The sequence below is a fragment of the Gulosibacter sp. genome (genome assembly GCF_052090685.1).
GTDB lineage: Bacteria > Actinomycetota > Actinomycetes > Actinomycetales > Microbacteriaceae > Gulosibacter.
In genome coordinates this window covers 229,415-254,214 of the sequence record NZ_JBQDBE010000001.1, presented here as the reverse complement: position 1 = coordinate 254,214, position 24,800 = coordinate 229,415, and the positions used below count along the sequence as shown (strand labels likewise).

Sequence of the window (24,800 nt, the reverse complement as noted above, 5' to 3'; positions counted from 1 at the left end):
TGCCCGGAGCACTACGCGCTGATGAACGGGGACGAGTCCTGCCAAATCTGCTGCATCCGAAAAACCATGACCGCGATCGAGAGAGCCGCGACGCCAAGAACCGCGTTTGACCAGCGGCTTCTTTCAATGAGCGCCCAAACAATTGCGGCCGGCGGGATGATTACCGCCGTGACCATGTACATCCAGAATTCGAGCCCATCGCCCTGAATCGAATTGCCAAACAACGGTGCCAAAAGCGCCACAATGAGCTGGATAATGGTCAGGATTGCCACGATCACCACGCCGCCAGCGGTGTAATCATTTGGCTTGCGATTCGCGAACGCCGCGATGAGTGCGAAAAGTCCCACTGCGATTCCGATCCCGAACTGCAGCCAGGTGAACCAGACAAACACTACTCAGACTCCTGCCTTTCAGGCATATTCATGACGGTCTTCGTCTTGCCTTCGAGGATTTCCACAAGACCGATGAGTTCTCCCGGCGCATCCAAAACCGCCAGCTCACCCTCGTGGTTGGTGAAGCCTTCGGGAGCGGCGATTCGCTGGCCGTATCGGAGCGCTTTCGCCTGGTCGGCCGTGACCGTTACCGCTGGAAATCGCTTCTGGATTGATTCCGCGGGTGAAATCAACCGGGGTGCGGCTGCTCCAGCATCCAGCTCCTCCCGGGTTGGCAATTCGCGGGCATCCTCGAGGCTCAGGTCGCCGATGCTGGTGCGAGTGAGTTTGGTCAGGTGGGCGCCCACGCCCAGCTTTTCGCCGAGATCCCTTGCGAGCGCCCGAATATAGGTACCGGAAGAGCAGTGCACGCGAATTCTTGCGTCGAAAACCTGCGCCTGCGCGCTATCGGTGCCACTTGTGGTGCGCGGCTCTGCACCCAGCAATTCAATGTTGTGGATGGTGATGGGGCGGGCCTTGAGCTTGACGTCCTCCCCCGCACGCACTCGCTCATGGGCGCGCTTGCCATCGACCTTGATCGCGCTCACCGCACTCGGTACCTGTTCGATTTCGCCGGTGAGCGTAGCCGCGGCGGCAAGGATGCGTTCGGTCGTGATCGCTTGCACGAGCTCCGCGGAGGATGCCCCGGTGATCTCGCCGTCTGCATCCTCGGTGCTCGTAGCCTGGCCAAATCGCACCGTAGCTTCATAGGTTTTGTCCGCACCGACGAAGAACGTCAGCAGTCGCGTTGCATCTCCGACCCCGAGCAGCATCAACCCGGTAGCCATCGGGTCGAGGGTACCGGCGTGACCTACCTTTCGGGTGCCGAGTGCGCGGCGGGTGCGCGCAACCAAATCGTGACTCGTGATGCCGCCGGGTTTATTGAGTGGAAGAAGCCCGTGCGGGCCTTGCGGGCGCGTTGACATAGTCTCAATAGTCTAGTTCGCTCGCGCGCTGCTCGGTTCGCTCCGACCCCTCGTGAGCGATACACTCACGAGGTCTTGGGGTGGTGAGGATGCGGATATCGGTAATCGGGCTCGGCGCAGTTGGCGGCGCCTTAGCCGCCCTGCTCGATCGTGCCGGTCACGAAGTTACGGCAGTCGCTCGTCCAGAGACCGCTGCGGTGCTTTCGGACCGGGGCCTCACCCTCCATGGCTCGCGTGGTGAACACAACGCCCGGCTGATGGTCTCCGCATCCCCAACCTCTGATGCTGAACTGGTGCTTGTTGCCGTGCGGAGCTACGACACGGTATCGGCGCTCCCTCCCCATGCTGAGGCTATTGGGGAGGCCCCGGTGCTGCTCCTGCAGAACGGACTCGACGGGCCCGATATTGCCGCCAGAATCTTGGGCCGCGATGCGAGTCAAGGTATTTTTGCGGGTCTCGCGCTGTTTCCCGCGACTCGCATTTCTCGAAGCGAGGTGCGTTTAACAGGGCCCGGTGGACTTCGAGTCGGCGCAGCGCATCCGGGCGAACACGCGATGGCTGAGGTGATTGCCAAGGTCCTGAACGATGCAGTCCCGACAGTGACCACCACGAATTTGCGGGGTGCGCTGTGGTCGAAGCTGCTCGTCAATCACGTCAACGCACTGCCCGCCATCACCGGCACGAGTGTGCAGTCGGTGTGCCGCCATCCCCTGCTCCGTCACGTACTTGCACAGGCGCTCACCGATGCCGTTCTCACTGCGGATGCGGCGCGGGTGCGTTTCGCTGGCGTCGGTGTCATCGAACCCGCACACGTCGCTCGCATCCGCGCCGGCCGAGCGCTCGAAGTCGTTACCGGGAGACTCGCTACTGCGTTCGGGATCGTCCCGAATCCCGCATCCACCTTGCAGTCAATTCGCCGCGGCCAGCCGACTGAGATCGAGGACCTCGACGGTGCCGTAGTTCGGGCTGCAGCAGCGATGCGGATGCGTGCCCCAATTCATGAGGTAATGGTCGAGATGGTGCACGAAGTGTCGAGAACCGGGCAATTTGTTTCAGCCTCACGGGTGGCCGATGAGGTCGCGCGCCGTCAACGAGAAAGCCTTCGGGGATGAATGGTTCAGTGTCGAGCGTCTCGGCCGAGGCGGTGCGGCGTCAGCAGATTGTGGCGCGAACGATCGCCTGGTTTCAAGCGAATCAGCGCGAGTTCCCGTGGCGGGACCCCAGCTGCGGAGCGTGGGGTGTGCTGGTGAGCGAAGTGATGTCGCAGCAAACACAAATGTCGCGCGTGGAGCCGAAGTGGTTGGAGTTTATGGCGTTGTGGCCGACGCCGACCACGATGGCTCAGTCGCCGGTGGCCGAAGTGATTCGCTGTTGGGATCGGCTTGGCTACCCACGTCGAGCTGTGAATCTGCATCGCTGCGCGACCGCGATTGTCGAGCTCCACAACGGCGAAGTACCGTCCGACCGCGAAGCGCTCCTCGCGCTTCCGGCGATCGGCGCCTACACGTCGGCAGCGGTGGCGTCCTTTGCTTTCAATAAGCGGGAACCTGTTGTCGACACGAATATTCGCCGCGTACTTGCACGTGCGGTGAATGGCGAGGCGGTTGCGTGGCCCGCGAACGTAAAGCGCGATGACACCGAGATGATGGCGCTGCTGCCTGAAGATCCCGATCAAGCCAAGCTCTGGAACGCCGGATCCATGGAGCTCGGGGCACTGATCTGCCAGTCAAAGAAGCCGTTGTGTGACGCCTGTCCGGTAGCGGATCTGTGCGAATGGCGGGCGCGTGACTATCCAGCCGCGACCGTGAAGCCGCGTGTTCAAGCTAAGTTTGCGGGCTCTGACCGGCAATATCGCGGCCGGATCATGGCGCTCTTGCGGGCGCATCCCGAGGGCGTCGAACTTGAGGACATCCCCCAGCTTTTGGGATCGGTCTCAGCGCAATCCGGGTCGTCCGAGCGCCCCACCGAGTCGCGCCAAACCACCGACCGCACTGCCGTGACGAGCGCAGAAGCCTTCCATTCCAGCGAGACGAGCGCAGACGCCTGCCGTTCCAGTGAGTCGAGCGCCGATACTGACCGCAGGAGCACGATGCGCGTCGACATTACTCATGCTGAGCGACTCTTGAGCCTCGCCGATGCGCTCATTGCCGACGGTCTCGCCGCACGAACCGAGTCCCGCATCCATTTACCCGTCAATTAACGATCGCCATCATTGCAGCTAGCGTTCATCATGGCCAGTCGCGCCCGTAATCATTGCAGCTAGCGCTCATCATGGGTCGTACTTCAACCATGATGACCGCTACCAACCCGGGCTACGACGCCCCAGCCGCGGTTATGAACCCGCAACCGCGGTTGCGACGCCGCAACCGGCGTTTCGCCGCCGCAGACGCAGTCACGCCGATCCAATCGGAGTTATACCCCGCTTGCACCGCGGCATCCTCGACCGGGACCGCGAATCATTGCAGCCAGCGGTCATCATGGCCGGTCTCGTTCGTCATCATGGCAGGTGGCAGGCGTCATCATGGCCAGTCGCGCCCGTAATCATTGCAGCTAGCGCTCGCCATGGGTCGTACTTCAACCATGATGACCGCTACCAACCCGGGCTACGAACCCGTAGCCGCGGTTACAACGCCGCAGCCACACCGACGACGCGGCCGCAATGACGACGCAGCCGCAGCTACACCAACGGAATCGGCGCAACTGCGGCTGTGAAAGCGAACGACGAGAACGCACTCTGCGGAAAAGCAGCCCGGACTCTAGTCTTCCTCGTCCAACTCGTAGGGGTTCTCGTCCCCGGCGTAGGACTTGCCGTCGCGCTCCCGAGCGACCACTTCATCCTGAGCCTTCGCTTTGGCAAGCAGTTCCTCAAGGTGAGCGGCATTCTCGGGTAGCCCGTCGTGCACGAACTCGAGCGTTGGTACCAGCCGGATGTTGAGGTTCTTCCCCACTTCCGACCGGATGCGACCGGTTGCTCGCTTGAGCGCGATACCGGAGCTTGTTCGCTCTTCGTCCGTGCCATACACGGTGTAGAAAATCGTTGCATGCTGCAGGTCGCCGGTCACCCGCACGTCGGTGAGGGTGACGAAGCCGAGACGGGGATCGCGGATCCCACGCTCGAGAATCTTTGCCACCAGCACCTTGATGCGGTCAGCCAGCTTTGCAGCGCGGCCATGGTCAGTCACGAGGCTTCTCCACCATCTCGGTCGTCTCGATCTCGTCACCGATCTGCAGATCGTTGAACTTACCGAGACCGATACCGCACTCGTAGCCCTCACGAACTTCGGTCACGTCATCCTTGAAACGACGCAGCGATTCGATCGCGAGACCATCGGCCACTGCAACTCCGTTACGCAGGATGCGTGCCTTGGCGTTGCGGGTGATGGTACCGGACTGCACAAGCGCACCGGCGATGTTGCCGAACTTCGAGGAGCGGAAGATCTCGCGAACCTCGGCCACACCGGACTGGACTTCCTCGTACTCGGGTTCGAGCATGCCCTTGAGGGACTTCTCGATGTCGTCGATTGCATCGTAGATAACCGAGTAGAAGCGCGTGTCCACGCCTTCGGATGCAGCCTTCGCGCGGGCCTTCTGGTCCGGGCGAACGTTGAATCCGATGATGACAGCGTTATCGATGGTTGCCAGGTCGACATCCGACTCGCTAATCGCACCAACGGCACGGTGGATGATGCGCAGCTGTACCGAGTCGTCCACCTCGATCTTGAGGAGCGAGTCTTCCAGTGCCTCAACGGCACCCGAAGCGTCACCCTTGAGGATGAGGTTGAGCGACTGGACCTTGCCCTCTTCGAGTGCGCGAGTGAAGTCCTCAAGCGACATGCGCTTGCGAGCCTTCGCGAGCTGAGCATTGCGCTCGGCTGCCTCACGCTTCTCAGCGATCTGTCGCGCGGTGCGGTCGTCGTCGGTCACGATGAACGTGTCACCGGCGCGAGGCACCGAGCTCAGACCCTGGACCTGTACCGGTCGCGAGGGACCTGCGGCCTTGACCGAGTCACCGTTCTCGTCGATCATCGCGCGAACACGACCGTGGGCCGTACCCGCGACGATGGAGTCACCAACGTTGAGCGTTCCCGACTGGATCAGCACGGTTGCAACCGAACCGCGACCGCGGTCGAGCTTCGCTTCAATCGAGGTACCGCGCGCATCCTTATTCGGGTTTGCACGCAGGTCGAGCGCAGCATCTGCCGTGAGCAGCACTGAGTCGATCAGGTCGCGGATACCCTCACCCTGCTTTGCCGAAACATCGACAAACATGGTGTCGCCACCGAACTCTTCGGCAATCAGTCCGTACTCGGTGAGCTGCGAACGCACCTTCTGTGGGTTCGCGCCCTCAACATCGATCTTGTTCACCGCCACCACGATCGGCACATCTGCCGACTGTGCGTGGTTCAGCGCCTCAATCGTCTGCGGCATGATGCCGTCGTCGGCGGCAACCACGAGGATCGCCACGTCAGTCACGTTCGCACCGCGGGCACGCATGGCGGTGAACGCCTCGTGGCCCGGGGTGTCAATGAAGGTGATGGCGCGACGGACTCCGTCGTGCTCGCCCCAGACCTGGTAGGCACCGATGTGCTGGGTGATGCCACCAGCTTCGCCACCACCGACGTCGGCTTGACGGATAGCGTCGAGCAGTCGCGTCTTACCGTGGTCGACGTGACCCATGACGGTCACGACCGGCGGACGTGCCTCGAGCATGTCATCCGACTCTTCGGCTTCTTCAGCTTCGAGATCGATATCGAAGTCCTCGAGCAGCTCGCGGTCTTCGTCCTCGGGCGAAACAACTTCGATCCGGTAGCCGAGCTCTTCACCGAGGACCTCGAAGGTGCCTTCGTCGAGCGATTCGGTCGCCGTTGCCATTTCACCGAGGTGGAACAGGATGGTTACGAGATCGCCTGGCGAGGCATCAATCTTGTCGGCAAAGTCCGAGATGGATGCGCCGCGACGCAACCGGATCGGGGTTTCGCCGGTACCGCGCGGGACCTTTACACCGCCAATTGACGGTGCCTCCCGCATTTCAAATTCTGCCCGTTTCGTCCGCTTCGACTTGCGCGACTTGGACTTGCCACCGCCGCGGCCGAATGCACCAGCGGTGCCGCCGCGACGGCCACCGCCGCGACCACCACCGCCGCCACCGGGACGAGCAGTTGTGAAACCGCCGGGACCGCCGCCACCGGGACGACCGCCGCCGCCACCGGAACCGCCGCGACCCTTGCCGGGGCCCTGTGGACGCTCGCCCGGCAGCACGCGGGGCTGACCCGGACGTGGCGCGGATGGACGTGCGCTCGTACCTGGCGTGGGCGCACCGCCACCGCCCGACCGGTTCCCCGGACGGTCGTTACCGGAGCGCTGGCCACCGCCGCCGCCCTGCTTCGAGGCAAACGGGTTGTTCCCGCCGCGTGGCCGTCCCATTCCCTGCGCGGATGCGTAGGGGTTGTTTCCGGGGCGGGGTCCGCGAGGGCGTGGGATGTTGTTGGGATTCGGTTTGGGGCCATCCTGACCGGGCTTCGGTGCGGCAGCGCCAGGTTTCGGTGCGCCCTGGCCGGGCTTCGGAGCCGCCTGACCCGGCTTTGCCGCAGTCGGCTTGGTACCGCCTGCTGCCGGCGCGGGCTTCGAGCCCTGCTGCGCCTTGTCATCCTTTTCGGCCGGGGTTGGCGTAGGCGCTACCGCGGAACGAGTAGGCGGTGCCACGGGCGCCGTAGAGTCCGGCGTCGGTGCGACGCTCGAACGACTCCGCGGTTCGGGAGCCGCTGCTGGCTTCGGCGCGGGAGCCTTCTGCCCAGGCTTCGGCGCAGCGGATCGCTGACCGGGCTTTGGCGCGGCTGGACGCTGACCCGGTTTGGGTGCAGCGGGACGCTGGCCCGGCTTCGGCGAAGCGGGGGTCGGTCCAGACTTCGGCGTCGCCGCGGGGGCTGCCTTGGGAGCCGGCGTTTCCGCGGGCTTCTCCGCTTGAGCGGGCTTCGCCTTTGCGGGAGCCGGCGCTTCGGCAGCACTATCTGAACCCTCGCCGGCTTCGGCGCGTCGCTTGAATTCATCGCGAAGTCGACGCGCGACCGGGGGTTCGACACTGGACGATGCCGTCTTTACGAATTCGCCCATCTCTTGCAAGGTCGATAGGACGACCTTTGATTCGACGCCTAATTCGGCGGCGATCTCATGTACGCGTGGTTTTGCCACTTTTCTCCTCACCAGGGTCTGCCCCGGTGGGGAGCAGACCAATTAACTTCGGTTGTGCCTCATCGTGAGCCACTCATGATTGGTCCATAGTCCGATCAACAACCTTTGCTGTCTGTGTCGAGGCGGGCGCCCCGACCACTTCTTCGGCATACTTGCGTATATCCGTGTCGTCTACATCGCGAATGCGCAAAGCCCTTCGGAAGGCCCGCCGTTCAAGTGCGTTTCGCACGCACTTTTCGTTCGGATGTAGCCATGCCCCGCGACCAGGTTGGGTCGCTTCCCGGTCAACCCGGAGGCGTCCCTCAGACACGACAATGCGTGTGAGTTCTGATCTTGGGGCGCGCGATCGGCAACTGATGCACGTTCGCACTTGACCCATAGTACTCCTTCTACGACTCGTCGGAGTCCTCAAGGATCGAGTCGGGCTGAATATCAATGCGCGCGCCGGTCAGTTTCGCGGCGAGCCGAGCGTTCTGGCCCTCTTTTCCAATCGCGAGCGAAAGCTGGAAATCGGGCACGAGTGCGCGAACGGCTTTCGAAGCGGGATCGAGCACGAAAGAACTCGAGACCTTCGCGGGGCTGAGCGCATTAGCGACGAAGGTGGCGAGGTCTTCGGCGTAGTCCACCACATCGATTTTCTCACCGCCGAGCTCGTTGGTCACTGCACGCACTCGCGCACCAAGTTCGCCAATGCAAGCGCCCTTAGCGTTAATGCCCTCGCTATTCGCGCGAACTGCGATCTTGGTGCGGTGACCCGCTTCCCGAGCCAGGGAAATAATCTCGACCACACCATCCGCAATTTCGGGAACCTCGTGTGCGAAGAGCTTCCGAACCAGTCCCGGGTGGGTGCGTGACACGGTGATCTGCGGACCGCGAAGTCCGCGCTCCACCTTCGTCACGAAGACGCGGATGCGGGTGCCGTGTGAGTAGTCCTCGCCCGGTACCTGCTCTTCCGGGGGCAAGACAGCTTCCACGGTTCCCAGATCCACCTGGATCATGCGCGGGTTTGGTCCCTGTTGGATCACGCCGGCGATGATGTCGCCTTCGCGGCCACGGAACTCGCCGAGTACCTTGTCATCGCCCAAGTCGCGCAGGCGCTGGTTGATCACCGATTTTGCGGCCGCCGCGGCAATTCGCCCAAAGTCTTCGGGCTCTTCAACGGCTTCGCCGATTTTCGCGCCGTCTTCGTCCAGCTCCGGCACGAGGATGTTCACTTCGCCGGTCTTCCGGTCAAGAACAACGCGCGATCCCGCTGGCGGAGGTGTCTTGTCGGCTTCCGCAATCGCATGCTTTTCATATGCGGTCAGGATGGCCTGTTCGATGATCGAGGCTAGCTCCTCGAAGGGGATCTCTCGTTCCCGTTCGAGCAGTCGCAATACTGCCAGGTCAATCTTCATTGGCACTCCTTATTCAGCTATGACGGTATTAAAATTTAACCGCCGAATGGAAGGCAAGAAGCACTTCCTATTTAGCAGCAGCCTCCAAGGATACCGCACGAGCTGCAAGGAGCGTGTTAATGGCCTGGTCGATCGCAACCTTGCTTCGCTCGTTCGTGCGACGGTTCCACAGCTCAACTTCGCCATCGGCAGCGGTTTTACCGGCGATGATGATCCACGGCACACCAATGAGTTCGGCGTCGCCGAACTTCACGCCCGGAGATTCCTTCGGCCGATCATCGAGCAGCACCTCGAGGCCGGCAGCGTCTGCTTCGGTGGCGAGAGTTTCGGCGACCTGGAGCGGCACATCCCCACGACCAGTCGCGACAATGTGCAGGTCAAAGGGTGCGAGTGCTTCAGGCCAAATCAGCCCGCGGTCATCGTGATTCTGTTCGGCAACCAGCGCAAGGTTTCGCGTCACGCCGATACCGTAGGAACCCATCGTGACCACAACCAGCTTGCCGTTCTTGTCAAGTACCCGCAGATCGAGTGCCTCCGCATACTTGCGTCCGAGTTGGAAGACGTGTCCGATCTCGGTGCCTCGACGCGTGGTAATTGGTCCCGAGCCGTCGGGAGCGAGATCACCATCCCGCACGTTCGCCGCTTCGATTCGGCCATCGGGAACCACGTCCCGGCCGATGACGAGATTGTAGAGGTGGGTGTCGGCCTTATTGGCGCCGGAGATCCAATTGGAGCCCTCACCGATGCGCGCATCAAGGTAGTAGGGCACACCCCAGGCCTGTTCAGCTCCGAGGACTTGATTACCGTCCAGCCAGGGACCGATATAGCCAGCGACGAGATCAGGATGCGACTTGAGGTCATCCTCGGTGGCAATTTCAACCTCGCGTGGGCTGAACGCAGCTTCGATGCGCCCGAGGTCTGCCTCTCGATCCCCCTCGAGCCCGACGACGATGACCTCGCGGTTACCTTCGAAGTCGACGAGGGTGAGCACCACGTGCTTGAGGGTGTCAGCCGCAGTCCATGCCTCGTCACCGGGTACTTCAGCATTGGCCGCCGAGACGAGTGTCTCAATCGTGTTGGAGCCGGGCGTCGTGAATTCGGTGACCGCACCGTCGTCGCTGAAGTCGCGTGACGGTGTCTGGGTCGAGACATAGGCTTCGACGTTCGCTGCGTATCCGCCAGCCGATACCACGAAGGTGTCTTCACCGACGTCTGTGGCATGGAGGAACTCTTCTGACTTTGACCCGCCCATGGCGCCAGCCTGCGCATCCACAATCACGTACTCGAGGCCAAGGCGCTTAAAGATGCGCTCATAGGCATCCCGCTGCTTTTGATAGCTCGCGTCGAGGCCCTCATCATCCACGTCGAAGGAATACGCATCCTTCATCGTGAACTGCCGACCGCGCAATAGCCCCGCGCGGGGACGTGCTTCATCGCGGTATTTGTCCTGGATCTGGTAGATCGTCAGCGGCAAATCCTTGTACGAGGAGTACATGTCCCGCACCGCAACCGTGAAGGCTTCTTCATGGGTGGGCGCAAGCACCATTGGGGCGCCCTTGCGGTCTTCCAGCCGGAACATTGAGTCGCCGAAGTCGTTGATTCGTCCGGTGGCCTCATAGGTTTCGGCGGCAAGCAGCCCCGGGAACAAGACTTCCTGGGCACCTGCCCGCGCCATCTCCTCACGGATGATGTGCTCGACCTTTTGCTTCACCCGTAATCCGAGTGGGAGCCAGGCAAATACCCCGGGCGCTTGGCGACGAATATATCCCCCGCGCACGAGCAGTCGGTGGCTGGCAACTTCCGCATCCGCCGGGTCTTCACGCAGCGTACGGACAAACAAAGTAGAAAGGCGATCAATCACGCGAGCTATCGTACCGCCCCACGAACTGTCTGGCTGACCTACCAGGGCTCATCCACCTGGCCGCCGCCACCGCCGCCCCAGTTTTCATCGTCCTCGAGCTGATCTTCGCGGTCCTCGCGGTTCCCGTCGAGTCCGTCTTCTAGCTCATCGAGTGCGTCCGGGCTGGGTTGCGACTCGGGTGGTGGGGTACTTTCCGGGTCTTGCTCATCGGGTTGCGGCTGCTGTTGCTCTTGTTGCTGCAGCTTTTCTTCAATCCGCACCTGGCTGTCGTCGAGCGAGCGGTTGGATGTGCTTTGGTCGCAGGATTCATCCTGCGCCGCAATCATGTCGAGTGCCTCACGATATTTGGTCAGGGCACCCTCGGTGTCGCCTTCCGCCATGAGACCGTCGCCTTCACGCTCGATTGTGATCGCATAGTTCGCACGGATGGGACACTGTTCCGCCGGTGACGCAAGCCCCAGCGCGGTGGTGAACTGCTCCCCTGCCTCGGTGAGGGCATCGAGTTCGAGATAGCTCGTACCCATGTTGTAGTGCGGTTTCCAGCGCTCAACGAGATTGACGAGCGCGAGCTGACCCGAGGTGTTGAGCGCCTCTTCGTGCTCCTCATTCAAATGCTGAGTCACCGCGGTTCTCGCAATCAAGTGCTGACCAATCAGGATCAATCCAAAGGCGCCCACCAGCAACACAACGGGTAGCGTCCAGAGGATCAGCCGTCGGCGCAGTTTCCGGCGTTCAGTGCCGTGTTGCGTTGTCATTCCACCAGCTCCCGTGCTCGACGCAATTCGCTTGCTGCCCGCCCAAGCACCCACACTTCAACGAGTAGCCAGCCAAGGACCACCAGTGCAAACACCCAGTACAGCGGGAACGTAGTGAGCTGTGTTGAGCTACCTTCGAGGGCCTGGCCTCGCCCCGGATCCACCTGTGCCGGGGTAATTTCGTCCTCGGCGCTACGCAGCTCGTAGGGCACACTGAGTTGTTCGGCTATCTCGACGAGGTTCTCTTCCTCAAGCTCTGAGATCGCGTCTTCGTCATTCTCATCCTGGATATAGTCCCCAGTCGCACCGTAGCGGCCATACTCAATCATCTGCCCGCCCGCTTCGGTGCCGTAGCCGTAGACGGCACCGCCCTGAATGAGATCCGCCGAGTCGCCAAAGGATTCGGGCGATTCCTCCGCGGTTTGTTCACCATCGCCGAGGTAGTAGACCACACGCACGCGGTCCGGATAGTCGGTGCTCGCACTGTCGAGAATTTCGTGGACCAGCTCCGCCGCCGCACCGACCGAAGAGCCCTGTGCATAGGCCACATCCTCTGGCTGCAGCCGCTCAACCGCTTGGCTCAGGGCCGAAGCATCGGTGGTGAATGGTAGCCGCTGCACCGCATCCGAACCGAAACTCACGAGTGAGTACCGGGCACCGGGATGCTGCTGGGCAAGCGTCGTGACGTCTTCGGCCATCCCTTCAAAGCGCGGACGACCATCAGCCCAGTCCTCCGCCGCGGAGGAAGCGGAGGCATCCACCACGAACAGCACATCCACGGATTCGTCGGCAACTTCCGCCGCCACCGAACCGACCCCGGGGCGCGCGAGTGCGCCGATCAGTGCGACCACCATGACAGCGCGGCCCAGCCACAGCATCCGCGTGCGCCGCGACGCACGAATGCCCGAATAAATCACCCAGGCCAAAAGAGCCACACCGAGCAGCACGAGGAGCCAGCTTGGCAGCAATGGATTGAATGTCACAGCCGCAACCTCCTCGCGGCGACGAGGTATATCGGGACGAGCACGAGCATCCACCACAGCCAAGTTTCGGGGCGATCGATCACCAAGAGCTGCGGTGTGCCCTGAATCATATTGGTCTGGTCGCTCGTAATCTCATCGACGATGGCATCGATAGCGGTTTCGTCCTCCAGCTCGTAATAGGTGCCACCGTGTTCCTCGATCACCGATTCATATTCGGCGGCGTAGGCGTCACCGAGGTTATTCGCGTCGAGTGCGTAGACGTTGACGAAGTGTTGCTGCGCAAATTGCGCGGCCTGCGGCAGGGACACCGTTTGCGAGCCGTTGACGACATTGTCGGTCGCGAGGATCACCGAGCGAGAGCGATCGTCGTCGACGGGCTGGTCGCCTTCCGAGGGCGAGGCACCCTCGAACTGCATGATGCAGGATGCGAGCCCGTCACCCACGAGCGAGGCGCCGGGGCTATTGAGCGTGCCGGTGTCGTAGTAGCTCGTATTGCTTCCGGTGCGCATGGCATCCCGCACCTGCGTGAGCTGCTCTTCAACAAATCGATAATCATCGGTGAGCGGGAAGACCGGCACCGCGGATGAGTTCCACAACACGAGCGACATCCGCTCCCCTTCGAAGCCGGGCAGCATCTCGAGATATCGGTCGATCACCTCGGCGTCAAAATCCACCATCGATCCGGAGACATCCAGGCAAAGCACGATGTCACGGTTGTACTTTTCTGGCGTCTCGACCTGGGTATATACCCAGCGCGCGCCAGCCATCGTCGTAACCCCAATGAGGCACACAAGCACGACGCCCGTGAGGATCGCCGCGAAGTTCGCTCGGTCAATGGCCTTGAGGTAGCCCGGGAGCTTCGTGAACCGTTCCGAGTTTGCAATGGGCACGCCACCAACCTTCCGGCGGGGTGACCGGACGAATACGACGACCGCGAGAACCACGACCACCGCAGCAACGAGGAAGGGCAACCACCAGTACGCTAACGCCATCCGGCAAGCACCTCCCTCGCCATTTGGATGCTGCGATCGAGATCGCGATCCGGCTCGGCACCGAAGACGCCCGGGTAAAACTGCTGAACCGCGCGAGTGGTGCCGACGAGGTCCGTGCGCTGCAGATCGGCGAGCGTCATATGGTCGGCGGGGATGCCGGTGGACTCGGCAACGTAGTTGCGCACCACCGCGCTCAGCTGCTCGTGGGCGGATCTGGTGTCGATCTCGCCCCGCATCGAAGCGGTTTCGATCTGCGCAACGCGGTCGTATGCCTCGGTCTGGAGCTGGGCAATGTCGACCGGAGGTTCGATGGATTCCGCGGTTTCGTTGGCCCGTGACCGTACCGAGGTCAGCAGTGCCACCACAACGTAGAACGCCACGATCAACGCAATGATCGCGATACCGAGCACGAGCCAAAAGGGGCTGTACCCGACCAGCGGCATTACCTCGCCGGGGTTCGGTTCCTCGGTGCTCGCAGCGAGCACCTCGCTCGTGAACAGGTTTGCGGTGAAGATGTAGTGTGCGTCAGCGACGAGCATGTTGCCTCGCCTTCAGCGCCCGCAAGAGTTGCGGCACCGCATCATCAGTTCGCCCGATGCGTACCACGGTGACCCCGCGATGTTCCAGCAGCTCGCGCATCCGCTCGCGCCGGGTATCGTACTGCTGCAGAAATTCCCTGCGCAGGCGTGAGTTCTCACGCAGTGCCGCGGGCATCTCCCATTCACCTGCGACATCGAAGATCCGAGCTTCCTTGCGCGCGTGGTTGGTGGGGTCGGCATCCAGCACTTCTACCCAGAACAACTCGTGTTGCGCCGCCAGGGCAATCACGCTCGTCTCAAGCTCTTCGCTGAGTCCGATCTCGTCGGTCACCACGACGACCATTGCGCGATGCTTGAGGGTTGTTTGTGCTCGAGCAAGCAGTGCCGACATATCGGACACCGGCGCCTCGAGTGAGGCGGAGTCATTGATTTCCCGCAGCATCCGCTCGAGTGCACCCTCGGTGCTAAGAAATGGCCGCTGTCGGACGCTGTCTTCGTCCCCCGAGATCAGCCCCACTTCGTCCCCGTGCCGAATGGCGAGGTAGCCGAGGGTTCCCGTCACAGCGACGGCTATATCTCGCTTAAGGTCATCCGCGATCGATCGAGCGGCCATATTCCGTCCCGAATCCACGATGAACATCACGCGGTGGCGCCGTTCGTCGGCCCAGCGGCGTACCAGCGTGGTGCTTGCGCGCGCCGACGCCTTCCAGTCGATATCACTCACGGCATCCCCCGGCACGTACTCGCGCAGGTCGTCAAAATCAAGGCTTCGACCTCGGTGGATGGATGCGTAGTGCCCGTCGAGCAGGTGCGTCGCCTTTCTCCGCGAACGCAGAAAGAGCTTGGATTTGATGCGCTGCAGTAGCGGTGCCGTCACGTTATGGTGTCCGAACCGAAGCGAAAATGGCGTCGACTACGCGTTCCGGTGTCACCCCGGTCGCTTCCGCTTCGTAGCTCAAAAGCGTACGGTGACGCAGGATGCGGTGGCCGAGTCGGCGCACGTCCTCGGGAATGACATGGTCCCGGCCTTGGAGCAACGCTGCCGCTCGAGCTCCCGCGATGAGGTTGATTGACGCGCGCGGTGAGGCGCCGACTTCCACCAGCCGAGCGAGTTCCGGTTCGAGATATTGCTCAACGTGCCGCGTGACGTAGGTGAGTGAGACCACGTATTCGGTGATCGCGGGGTCGACGTAGATGCGCTTCGCGAGCCGCTGCAATTCATTGATCTCAGAGAGGGATGCGACCGGCTCACTGTCCTCTTCAAATACGCCCGCGTCGATACGGCGGAGAATTTCCGCTTCTTCCGCGGGAGTCGGATAGTCGAGGACGTCCTTGAGCATGAAGCGGTCCAGCTGCGCTTCGGCGAGCACGTAGGTGCCCTCTTGCTCGATAGGGTTCTGCGTTGCCATCACGAGGAAGGGTTTCGGCAGTTCGTGACGCTCGCCACCGATCGTGGTCTGCCGCTCCTGCATTGCTTCGAGCATTGCCGATTGCGTTTTGGCGCTGGAGCGGTTGACCTCATCGAGCAACACGAAGTTGGCGTGCACCGGACCGAGTTTCGTGAGGAACTGGTTCTGCTGGGCGTCATAGATCTGGGTGCCAATGATGTCGCTCGGTAGCAGGTCGGGGGTGCACTGAATGCGGCGAAAAGAACCGCCAAGCGAGGCGGCGAGTGCCTCTGCCGCCGTAGTTTTCGCGAGCCCCGGAACCGATTCCAATAAGACGTGGCCGCCAGTCAGCAAAGCGACTAAGAGGGTCTCGCGCAGTTGATTCTGGCCGACGACCTTCCGGCTAAACGCCGATACGATTCCCCCGATGACCTGATTCGCGTTGGCAAGTTCTGCTGGGGTAATGCGTTGGCGTGAAGAAGTCATGGCCCTCATCGTAGGTGTTGGAAGCGTCACGATTCGTCATCCCGAAGTTGCCCGGGGTCTCCGGCCGGGGTTGTTTTGACGCGTAATTGCGGGTGACAGCCTAGGTGAGCACTTCTGGGCTGCCCACGGATTCCGTCGGCATGTCTGCGGCAATCCGCTCAGCCTCAAGAATCAGGGTCTCAACAATCTCGGATTCCGGGACGGTGCGAATGACTTCGCCCTTGACGAAAATCTGACCCTTCCCGTTGCCGCTGGCGACGCCGAGGTCCGCTTCGCGTGCTTCGCCGGGTCCATTGACGATGCATCCCATGACGGCAACGCGAATTGGCACCGTGAGGTGTTTGAGGCCCTCCTGCACCGAGTCGGCGAGGGTGTAGACATCCACCTGTGCGCGACCGCAGGACGGGCAGGACACGATCTCCAAGCGCCGCTCTCGCAAATTGAGTGACTGTAGGATCTGGAACCCCACTTTGATTTCTTCCACCGGCGGTGCCGAGAGCGAGACTCGGATGGTGTCGCCGATGCCGTCCGCGAGAAGTGAGCCGAAGGCCACGGCGGACTTGATTGTGCCTTGAAATGCGGGGCCTGCCTCGGTGACGCCGAGGTGCAGTGGCCAGTCGCCACGCTCCGAGAGCATCCGGTATGCCTTGACCATCACTACCGGGTCGTTATGTTTTACGGAAATGCCGAAGTCGTAAAAGCCGTGTTCCTCGAAGAGGCTCGCTTCCCACACTGCGGATTCCACGAGGGCCTCTGCGGAGGGTCGGCCGTACTTCTCAAGCAATGATGGCTCGAGCGAGCCGGCGTTCACGCCAATGCGCAGTGCCACTCCGGCGTCGCTCGCGGCCTTTGCAATTTCACCAACTCGGTCGTCAAACTTACGGATGTTCCCCGGATTCACGCGGACGCCAGCGCATCCCGCGTCGATCGCTTGGAAGACATAGTTGGGCTGAAAGTGGATATCGGCGATGACCGGAATCTGGCTCTTCATCGCAATGATCTTGAGCGCTTCGGCGTCTTCTTTTCGCGGTACCGCGACCCGCACGAGGTCACAACCCGCCGCGGTGAGCTCAGCGATCTGCTGCAGGGTTGCGTTGATGTCGTGCGTGGGTGTCGTGGTCATTGACTGCACCGTCACCGGAGCATCGCCACCGACGTATACCGATCCCACCTTGACCTTGCGCGTTTTTTTGCGCGGGGTGATGAGTTCGGGGATCTTTGGCATTCCGAGATTCACAGCAGACACGTTCGCCAGTCTACGTGGCCGCAGTGTGGAAGGTTCCTACTCGAACAGCCGGATGGGGTTGACGAGGTCGGTGAAGATAAACAGGGCGCCAATGATGAGCCAAACGATGGCCATGACCATGGTGACCGGCAAGAGTTTTGCCGCGTCGAAGGGGCCGGGATCTGGCTTGCAACGGATTTTCGCGAACCAGCGTCGGAGTCCGTCGTAGAGGGCCGCCGCCACGTGACCGCCGTCCAGAGGTGGCAGCGGGATGAGGTTGAAGATCGCGAGGGCAACGTTCAAGGAGCCCAGGATCTGCACCACCGTCGCGATCCGATCGACAACCGGGATCGTGTCTTGCGCCACGATTTCACCGGTGATCCGTCCCACACCGACCACACTCATCGGCCCGTTCGGGTCACGCTCTGCCCCGAGGAATCCTGCCTGGAACATTTGCATGACGCGCTCCGGCAGCGTGACGACCACGCCCACGACACCGTTAACGGTCTGCCCGTACATTTCTCCGACATACGCAATGTCCTGCTGCGTGCGCTCGCTCGTGGCAGTGAAGCCAACAAAGCCGACGGTCTGCGTAACCGGTTCGCCATTTTCGTCCTCGAGCACCGCACCGGTCGCTTCGTCCAGCACGTACACCTCGTTCGGACGAGGCGTGACCGTGAGCTCGAGTTCGGTGCCGTCTCGGTTGACGGTCAGGTTCATCGGCTGGTCGACGCTCTCGCGGATGCGCCCCTGGAGTTCATCCCAGCTCGAAATCGGCTCACCATCAATGGCAAGCACCTCGTCCCCCGGTTCGAGCCCTGCGGCAGCACCCGGTGCCGGTTCGGGGCACACCTCGGGGACCTCTTCGGTTCCCGCGGGAACGACGCATTCATAGACGTCACCCACGGTCGTGGTGGGTTGGTAGACGCCGAATCCGAGCCCCACGATCGCGAAGCACACGCCTGCGATGACGAGGTTCATGAACGGACCGCCGAGCATAATTAGCAGTCGCTGCCACACTGGTTTGCGGTAGAACGCCCGATCCTCTTCTCCCTCGGGAATGCTCTCGGCGCTGGCTTGTCGACCATCCTCGATCATTCTCGAGACGAAACCGGGGTTTGACGAGGCGGCGCCGCGGTCCCGTTTCGCGGCCTCATCACTGCGGCGCTGTTCGGCGCCATCCATGACGGGCGACACAAATCCGGTGCCCTGGGCTGTCGCGCGCTCGCCCGGAGCCGGCGGGTACATCCCGATCATGGAGATATAGCCGCCGAGCGGAATCGCCTTTATCCCGTACTCAGTTTCTTTGCTTTGCTTCGACCAAATCGTTGGGCCGAAACCAACCATGTACTGCGGAACACGCACGTTGAACAGCTTCGCGAAAGATAGGTGTCCGATTTCGTGGAGCGCGATGGAGATCGCGAGCCCAATGAGGGCCGCGACGATACCAATGATAAAAAGCAGTACGCCGGTCACGGGCGACTAGCCTACGCCGGGATGCGCTGATGTGCGGCTGAGCGTGCCCAGGTCTCAGCTTCCAGCAGGGACTCGCGGGTCACCTCGGCGTTAGTCGCCGTCCACTGGTCGATGACCGCTCGTACCGTGTCCAGGATGCCGAGGAAGGGAATCTTTCCGGCATGGAAGGCATCCACCGCCTCCTCATTCGCCGCGTTGAACAGCGCCGGGTATGCGCCGCCGGCTGCGCCCACTTCTTTGGCGAGTTGCACTGCGGGGAATGCCTCGTTATCGAGCGGTTCGAAGGTCCATTCTTGGGCTCTGGTCCAGTCCATCGGGGTGACTGCGCCCGGGACTCGCTCGGGCCAGTTGAGTGCGAGCGCGATGGGCAGGCGCATATCCGGGATCGAAACCTGCGCAATCGTCGCCCCGTCTACGTACTCGACCATGGAATGAATGATGGATTGTGGATGCACGACCACGTCAATTCTGTCGAAGGGCATATCGAAGAGCACGTGCGCTTCAATCACCTCGAGTCCCTTATTGACGAGCGTCGCGGAATTGGTGGTGACCACACGTCCCATATTCCAGGTGGGATGCGCAAGGGCTTGCTCGGGCGTGACGCTGACGAGTTCTTGGCGCGATTTGCCTCGAAACGGACCTCCGGATGCGGTGAGCACGAGCCGGGCGACTTCCTCTTTTCGCCCGGCCGTGAGGCACTGAGCGATGGCCGAGTGTTCGGAGTCAACGGGGATGATTTGGCCGGGCTTTGCAAGTGCTCGAACGAGTGGCGCACCGACGATGAGTGACTCTTTATTGGCGAGCGCGAGGGTTCGTCCACCCGCGAGTGTTGCGAGGGTTGCACCAAGACCCGCGGAGCCGGTGATGCCGTTCACGACGACGTCGGCCTCGATGTCTCGAGCAAGCAGCTCAGCCTCTTCCGCGCCCAATGCGGTTGCCTCCGGTGACACACGAAACTCGGTGGCCAACTGGTGCAGGGCGTCGACCTGGGTACCGGCGCTGAGTCCGACCACTCGATAGCGATGCGGGTTGCGGCGGATGATGTCGAGTGTTTGCCTACCGATCGACCCGGTGGCCCCCAAAACAAGCACCGTGCGCGGGGATTCATTCATCGTGGTTCTCCTCGAAGTAGTCTCGTCAACGGTAGCCGGATCGCGAGAACCGCGTAGCATGGCGTAGTTACTCACTTTGGTGCGGAGGTATTTGGTGGCAGGCACATTCTTGGGCAAGGATGCGGTGGAATTAGCCGTGGTCACGCGCGGAAATTTCATTGAGTCGCGTCACCTGGGTGCCGCGGCGGTGGTTGACGCCGATGGCGAATTGCTCGCTTCCTTGGGGAATGTCCGCGCACCGATTTTTCCGAGGTCCACACTGAAGTTCGTGCAAGCTCTCGCGTCGCTTGAGGCTGGCGCAAGCTTGGACGGCGAGCACCTCGCCGTGGCGTGTGCCTCCCACGTCGGCACTCCCCTGCACATTGCGCTCGTGCGTGACGTGCTGGGCCGTGCCGGGCTCAATGAGGATGCGCTGCAATGTCCCGCGGCGTGGCCCGCGGATCGTGCCTCGCGTGACTCACTCATCCGTTCCGGTGAACCGAGCGCGAAAGTGTACATGGAGTGTTCCGGCAAGCACGCTGGCTTCCTAGCGGCCTGCGCTACCGCGCTGTGGCCAACCGAGAACTACTTGTCACCCGATCACCCGCTGCAGAAGCTCGTGCGCGAATCGCTCGCTCGCTTCGCTGGCGAGCAAGTCAGCATCACCTCCGTTGACGGCTGTGGGGCGCCAATTTTTGCGGTGTCGCTCGCCGGTATGGCCCGCGCAATGTCGCGCTTCGCGACGTCACAGTCGACCTCGCCGTTTGGGATATTCCGGAATGCCGCCAAAATCTGGGATGCGACGCTGCAGCATCCATGGACCATCGCCGGTCACAACCGTCCCGATTCGGTGGTGATTGAAGAGCTCGGCATCCTCGCAAAAACGGGTACCGAAGGGGTCCTGGTATTGGTCGCTCCCGACGGTACTTCCGTGGCAATCAAGTCACTGGATGGTTCAAGTCGCGCCAATATGCTTCCCGGGTTGCAATTGCTCGTTGCAGCCGGTGCGCTCGATGCGGGTAAGGCCGAGGCCGTCCTACCGAAATTGCGGCTCGGCATCATGGGCGGCGGTCAGCCCGTCGGTGGGATCATGCTTGGCTCCGATATCCCAAGTGTCATTGAACGCCACTCGTGAAGTGGAGTTCGGCTCCTCGACTGCTGTGGTTCACCTGCGCTTGCAGCTGTACCGGTGCACCTTCGTGGAGGGCAACTCGATCGACTTTCCCTGATGGATGGCGCAGCAGTCCCCGTGCGAATGGATCCGCCAGCGCCGGGTAGATTGGATCACCGCGAAAAATTCCACGCCATTCCCCCGGTGTCATTCCGATAGCAAGCACCGGGACCCGCTCGGCGAGTTTCGGCAGGGTGCCATAGGACGCGTTCCACTGATCAGTGTCGCCGAGGATGACTTGGCCACCGATTTCAACGGCCAAATCGCCGGTTCGCATCGCAGCGGCGTTCGGGACCCCGCCGACCGAGTGACCGAGTGCAGTGAGCGCTTCACGGACGGGACCGAGTCTTCTGCCGGTGACAAGCAGGCCCTCCTTGGGCACCCTGAACGATTGCCACTGCTGGTGCGCTACTTGGCTGTCTAGGTCGTTTCCCGGGCTTGCTTTCGTTATTTGCACGAGCATCCGGCCGAGTCGCCCACGGCCCGGTGGCAGTGATTCAGTCCAATCGCCGGGGTCGGCTCCCTGTAGGACCCACTCTTGTCGCGAGGGTGCGGCAAGGAACAGAGTGGCGCCGCAGAGGCTGCGGAGTTTCTGTAGCGATCCGCTCACCCGTCGGGCAGTGATTATTACGCTGAGGCGAAGCTGGGTGGCGCTTCTGAGCAGTCGTTGTACGCGATCGAGCCATTCGGATCGGTGTTCTTCGTCAAGGTGCTGCTCGATGAGGTCAATGTCGTCGATCAGCACCACTCGCCACACAGGCGATGGTCCTCGCAAGAGGTGTTCCACTCGATCCCATGCCGCTTCGATCTCGGGGCCGATTCGCACCACGGGAATGCTGCGCTGTGCAGCCCCCTCGGCGACCGCGTCAATCATGCCGCTTTTGCCGCTCTCGGCCATTCCCACCACGAAGATGTGCTCGCCTGGCCGGTCAATTCCCACCACCGGTTGGAGTTGTCGCTCAGGTAGGTCGCCCATCCCGAAGGGAATGCCGCCGGGGATGGTTGCCAGTTGCAATTGCTCGGTGCGTAATTCAAGCGGGAGCGAGGGATGCCATGGGCGAGCAACTGCCCCTCGGTGCTCGGCGCTTCGGCGTGCCTCCTCGCGCGTCGCCAGTTCCGCCACAATTTGCGGTCGGGCAAGTGCGACTTGGACGGTGCGAATCTCGCCGCTCCCGATTCGTACGAGCGCTCGCCCACGCAACCCGCGGTCCAGATGGGCACCGTCCGGTGCTCCGAGAAGCGTGGCGGAGTCGCTGGGTTGTTCAACACGAAGACATACTCGGATTGCGCAGTTCGCGAGGAGATTTTCGCGAAATGTACCCGTCGGCCGCTGCGTACACAGAATCAGGTGGATGCCGAGGCTTCGCCCGCGCGCACCGAGGTCACCAAATACCTCCTGCAGTCCCGGATGTGCTTCGAGCAGTGCTTGATATTCATCCACCATGACCACCAACCGCGGCATCACTCCAGGCATGAGAGCGGCTATATCCCGGACTCCAAGATCGCGTAGTTGTTGCTCGCGTTTTCGCACTTCTGCGCGCATGCTCGAGACCACGCGAACCGCTTCATCTTCGTCCAGGTCGGTGACCACGCCGACGCAGTGTGGCAACTCCGCGATGGCATCAAAGGTGGCGCCACCTTTAAAATCGACACAAAGAAAATTGCATTCCTCGCTCGTGTGGCTCGAGGCCAGTGCGGCAGCCCATGCAATCAGAAGTTCACTCTTTCCGCTCCCGGTTGTTCCGCCAACAACCGCGTGGGGACCGTCGGTGACCAGATCGAGCGTGACGGCGCCATCGGCACCAACCATGAACACCGCGCCGATTCCGCCCGGTGGGGCGGCAGGCAAGTCAACGAGGTCGCAGCTCGACGGCACAATGGACGCTGCACGAACTCGTGCTCGCTGGGCAGCAACCACACGAGGCAACCAGGCTGAAAGTAGTCCCGCGCTCAGGGAATCAACGTCGATTCGTGTCATGCGACCATCCGGTGCCGTGAGCACGCTCGCACCACCAACGCCGATTCTGATGCTCGCTTCGTAGTCCTGCTCCCAATCATCCGCTCCCGAAACTCGCGGATCGGTATTTGCGCCAATGACCACCTCCGCCTCGTGAACGCTGCTGAGCTCAACCCCCGCCATCCGGAGTTCACCAGCCACAGCGGCGGAAAGGTCACCTGTCAGTGCAATCGGTGCCGCAGGATCTTCGGTAAGTAACTGCACCACAAGCGCCCGGACCGCACCGGACACTTCCGCACGCGGTCCGGTCACTGCGATGCTTCGGCACTCCACCGAAACCGGGGCACCCGCAAGGCGACCGGCGAATTGCGCCAGTGCCCTACTGCGTTCATCACTACCGGTGCCCTCTGTGCGCAGTCCGCTTGCCACAGTGGCCACGCCGACTGCGATCCCCTGTTCTACGCGAACCGCACCGGCAATGAGGTCGCGAGCAAGCGGCAGCAGCGCCCGCTTCCGCGCAATAAGCCGACGATGCGCCGCATTGATTTCTGCCGTTGCAAGGACTGCCTGCACTTCGAAGTCGGCCTCGGCGCGCCGGCGCCGACGTCGCCTGCCGATGCGCTGATCAATAACATTTGCCGTGCCAAGGACCGGCCCCAGTACCGCAAACATCAGCACATATGGTGTTTTCAGAATTGCGAAGAGTATGAGTGCCACTACGACAGGCGCAACCACCATCAACACTGGAAACCCATTCGGCGCGGGTTCCTCAGGAATACTCGGGAGTCGAATCGCTGGTTCTTCGCGGTCGGCCGGGGCCTCGACAATGAGTGTCATTCCGTTGCCTCAAGCAGTAGATCGAAATCATCCTCCGTAAATCCACCCGTAGCGCCGACCTCGCGAATCCACCCCGGCGTAATCGAGTTCTCGCTCATTGCGTACACGATTCGCGCGAGGGGAATATCTTCGCTGCCATCCAACGCCTCGTGAGCGTAGTAGCTGGCCAATGAACTTGACCCACGAGCCCATTCCAGCCAGCTCAATGCGGCTAACGCAGTCGAACGGTCGGTGCCGGGCGAAAGCGTGCCAATGATCGTGCGAAGGATTACCGCACCATTCGCGGTGCGTTCGAGGTCAATCGGCTCCGTTTCGATTCGTTCGGAGATGATGCTGTCAATGTACTGGTCGCCGTCGTTGAGTAATGCTGACCAGACACGTTCCAAGTCCAGCGAAGCCTCGGAGCCGTATACCGCGTTGGCCAGGATGCACCCGGTCATCAGCGGGTCTCGGAGCCCCACGGCAACGCTCGCGCGGGCGCGCACCAATAACTCCTCCGAGCTACTTGTACTCCCGTCGAGCAGAGTCTCCCACGCCATGAGGACTTCGGGCCCATCGAGCGCTTTGATCCCGGCACCCTCACGCATTGCTTTTCGCAGTGCACGTCGCGCTGCTGCATCAACTACGGGGATTTGTGCAAATTCTTCGAAACTCGATGCAACGGTGTTAGGAATTGCCCGATCAAGGTCTCGGAGGGTGCCGCGCTCCTCGCCGTTGTAGCTCATCCAGCCATTGCCAGCACAGCACAGGGCCCACTTGACCCGTACTCCGTAGAAGTCGATATAGGCCATGAGCGTCGCCATGTGCAAGCTAAACGGAGCGCGGTCATCGATGATGGGGTTCTCGGAGAACAGGCAGATGATTACGCTGCTCGTATCTCGCAACTGCTGCAGTTGTTCGACGACTTTGACGGCGTACTCGGTCGGACTTACGCCCTCATTTGCGGGCAGATCGACGCGGATGCACGCGCGTCCGTGACCGTAGGTAAGTGGGATTAAGACGAGTGAGTTATTGGGGAAATAACCGACCATTTCTGGCGCGGTGGCAAGGATATCGAGGGCGGTTCGGAGTTTCTTAGGCTGCTTCATGCCGCACA

At 61.8% G+C, this 24,800-nt stretch carries 21 protein-coding genes; 3 read left to right on the top strand and 18 right to left on the bottom strand.

Annotation, left to right across the window (positions count from 1 at the left end; all coding sequences use genetic code 11):
* Positions 1-11: 11 nt before the first annotated feature.
* A complete protein-coding gene (locus ACTHXA_RS01230; protein ID WP_441668516.1) occupies positions 12-392 on the bottom strand; it encodes a hypothetical protein in 381 nt (126 codons plus the stop codon).
* The gene (gene truB / locus ACTHXA_RS01225; protein WP_441668514.1) at positions 392-1,357 is read right to left on the bottom strand and encodes a tRNA pseudouridine(55) synthase TruB; all 966 of its coding nucleotides are present in this window, start codon (positions 1,355-1,357) and stop codon (positions 392-394) included. The genes ACTHXA_RS01230 and truB overlap by 1 nt, the downstream gene beginning before the upstream one ends.
* Before the next feature lie 89 nt (positions 1,358-1,446).
* Between truB and ACTHXA_RS01220 the strand changes: the two genes are divergently transcribed.
* Both ACTHXA_RS01220 and ACTHXA_RS01215 read left to right on the top strand, forming a co-directional pair.
* A complete protein-coding gene (locus ACTHXA_RS01220) occupies positions 1,447-2,469 on the top strand; it encodes a ketopantoate reductase family protein (protein WP_441668512.1) in 1,023 nt (340 codons plus the stop codon).
* Positions 2,466-3,557 carry an A/G-specific adenine glycosylase gene (locus ACTHXA_RS01215; RefSeq protein WP_441668510.1) on the top strand — a complete coding sequence of 364 codons (1,092 nt, stop codon included), beginning with the start codon at positions 2,466-2,468 and terminating at the stop codon, positions 3,555-3,557. The genes ACTHXA_RS01220 and ACTHXA_RS01215 overlap by 4 nt, the downstream gene beginning before the upstream one ends.
* 556 nt (positions 3,558-4,113) lie before the next feature.
* On the opposite strand, the gene rbfA is transcribed toward ACTHXA_RS01215, so the two are convergent.
* The 14 genes from rbfA to dxr form a co-directional block, all read right to left on the bottom strand.
* Positions 4,114-4,539, bottom strand: coding sequence for a 30S ribosome-binding factor RbfA (gene rbfA / locus ACTHXA_RS01210; RefSeq protein ID WP_441668508.1), 426 nt, complete (start codon positions 4,537-4,539; stop codon positions 4,114-4,116).
* Positions 4,532-7,546: a translation initiation factor IF-2 gene (gene infB / locus ACTHXA_RS01205; protein WP_441668506.1), complete on the bottom strand. Its 3,015-nt coding sequence runs from the start codon at positions 7,544-7,546 to the stop codon at positions 4,532-4,534. The genes rbfA and infB overlap by 8 nt, the downstream gene beginning before the upstream one ends.
* 73 nt (positions 7,547-7,619) lie before the next feature.
* Positions 7,620-7,925 (bottom strand): YlxR family protein, encoded by a 306-nt coding sequence (locus ACTHXA_RS01200; RefSeq protein WP_441668504.1) that lies wholly within the window; start codon positions 7,923-7,925, stop codon positions 7,620-7,622.
* Between the two features lie 10 nt (positions 7,926-7,935).
* On the bottom strand, positions 7,936-8,943 hold the full coding sequence (gene nusA, locus ACTHXA_RS01195) for a transcription termination factor NusA (protein ID WP_441668502.1): 1,008 nt from the start codon (positions 8,941-8,943) through the stop codon (positions 7,936-7,938).
* A 67-nt stretch (positions 8,944-9,010) separates the two neighbouring features.
* Positions 9,011-10,804 carry a proline--tRNA ligase gene (locus tag ACTHXA_RS01190; protein ID WP_441668500.1) on the bottom strand — a complete coding sequence of 598 codons (1,794 nt, stop codon included), beginning with the start codon at positions 10,802-10,804 and terminating at the stop codon, positions 9,011-9,013.
* Between the two features lie 38 nt (positions 10,805-10,842).
* Complete coding sequence (locus ACTHXA_RS01185; protein WP_441668498.1) at positions 10,843-11,559, bottom strand: hypothetical protein; 717 nt, start codon at positions 11,557-11,559, stop codon at positions 10,843-10,845.
* Positions 11,556-12,542 (bottom strand): vWA domain-containing protein, encoded by a 987-nt coding sequence (locus ACTHXA_RS01180; protein WP_441668496.1) that lies wholly within the window; start codon positions 12,540-12,542, stop codon positions 11,556-11,558. The genes ACTHXA_RS01185 and ACTHXA_RS01180 overlap by 4 nt, the downstream gene beginning before the upstream one ends.
* Entirely contained in the window at positions 12,539-13,534 is a 996-nt protein-coding gene (locus tag ACTHXA_RS01175) for a vWA domain-containing protein (protein WP_441668494.1), read from the bottom strand. Before ACTHXA_RS01175 ends, ACTHXA_RS01180 begins: the two co-directional genes overlap by 4 nt.
* Positions 13,525-14,073 (bottom strand): hypothetical protein, encoded by a 549-nt coding sequence (locus ACTHXA_RS01170; RefSeq protein ID WP_441668492.1) that lies wholly within the window; start codon positions 14,071-14,073, stop codon positions 13,525-13,527. The genes ACTHXA_RS01175 and ACTHXA_RS01170 overlap by 10 nt, the downstream gene beginning before the upstream one ends.
* Complete coding sequence (locus tag ACTHXA_RS01165) at positions 14,060-14,950, bottom strand: DUF58 domain-containing protein (RefSeq protein ID WP_441668490.1); 891 nt, start codon at positions 14,948-14,950, stop codon at positions 14,060-14,062. Before ACTHXA_RS01165 ends, ACTHXA_RS01170 begins: the two co-directional genes overlap by 14 nt.
* Before the next feature lies 1 nt (position 14,951).
* Entirely contained in the window at positions 14,952-15,947 is a 996-nt protein-coding gene (locus ACTHXA_RS01160; protein ID WP_441668488.1) for an AAA family ATPase, read from the bottom strand.
* Positions 15,948-16,047: 100 nt separating this feature from the next.
* On the bottom strand, positions 16,048-17,193 hold the full coding sequence (ispG, locus tag ACTHXA_RS01155) for a flavodoxin-dependent (E)-4-hydroxy-3-methylbut-2-enyl-diphosphate synthase (RefSeq protein WP_441668486.1): 1,146 nt from the start codon (positions 17,191-17,193) through the stop codon (positions 16,048-16,050).
* Between the two features lie 36 nt (positions 17,194-17,229).
* Positions 17,230-18,648 (bottom strand): M50 family metallopeptidase, encoded by a 1,419-nt coding sequence (locus tag ACTHXA_RS01150; RefSeq protein ID WP_441668484.1) that lies wholly within the window; start codon positions 18,646-18,648, stop codon positions 17,230-17,232.
* A gap of 11 nt (positions 18,649-18,659) precedes the next feature.
* A complete protein-coding gene (gene dxr / locus ACTHXA_RS01145; RefSeq protein ID WP_441668482.1) occupies positions 18,660-19,760 on the bottom strand; it encodes a 1-deoxy-D-xylulose-5-phosphate reductoisomerase in 1,101 nt (366 codons plus the stop codon).
* 94 nt (positions 19,761-19,854) lie between these two features.
* Between dxr and ACTHXA_RS01140 the strand changes: the two genes are divergently transcribed.
* A complete protein-coding gene (locus tag ACTHXA_RS01140) occupies positions 19,855-20,874 on the top strand; it encodes an asparaginase (protein WP_441668480.1) in 1,020 nt (339 codons plus the stop codon).
* On the opposite strand, the gene ACTHXA_RS01135 is transcribed toward ACTHXA_RS01140, so the two are convergent.
* Positions 20,855-23,704: an FtsK/SpoIIIE domain-containing protein gene (locus tag ACTHXA_RS01135; protein ID WP_441668478.1), complete on the bottom strand. Its 2,850-nt coding sequence runs from the start codon at positions 23,702-23,704 to the stop codon at positions 20,855-20,857. The genes ACTHXA_RS01140 and ACTHXA_RS01135 overlap by 20 nt on opposite strands.
* Positions 23,701-24,792 carry a DUF4192 family protein gene (locus ACTHXA_RS01130; protein WP_441668476.1) on the bottom strand — a complete coding sequence of 364 codons (1,092 nt, stop codon included), beginning with the start codon at positions 24,790-24,792 and terminating at the stop codon, positions 23,701-23,703. Before ACTHXA_RS01130 ends, ACTHXA_RS01135 begins: the two co-directional genes overlap by 4 nt.
* Between the last annotated feature and the right edge of the window lie 8 nt (positions 24,793-24,800).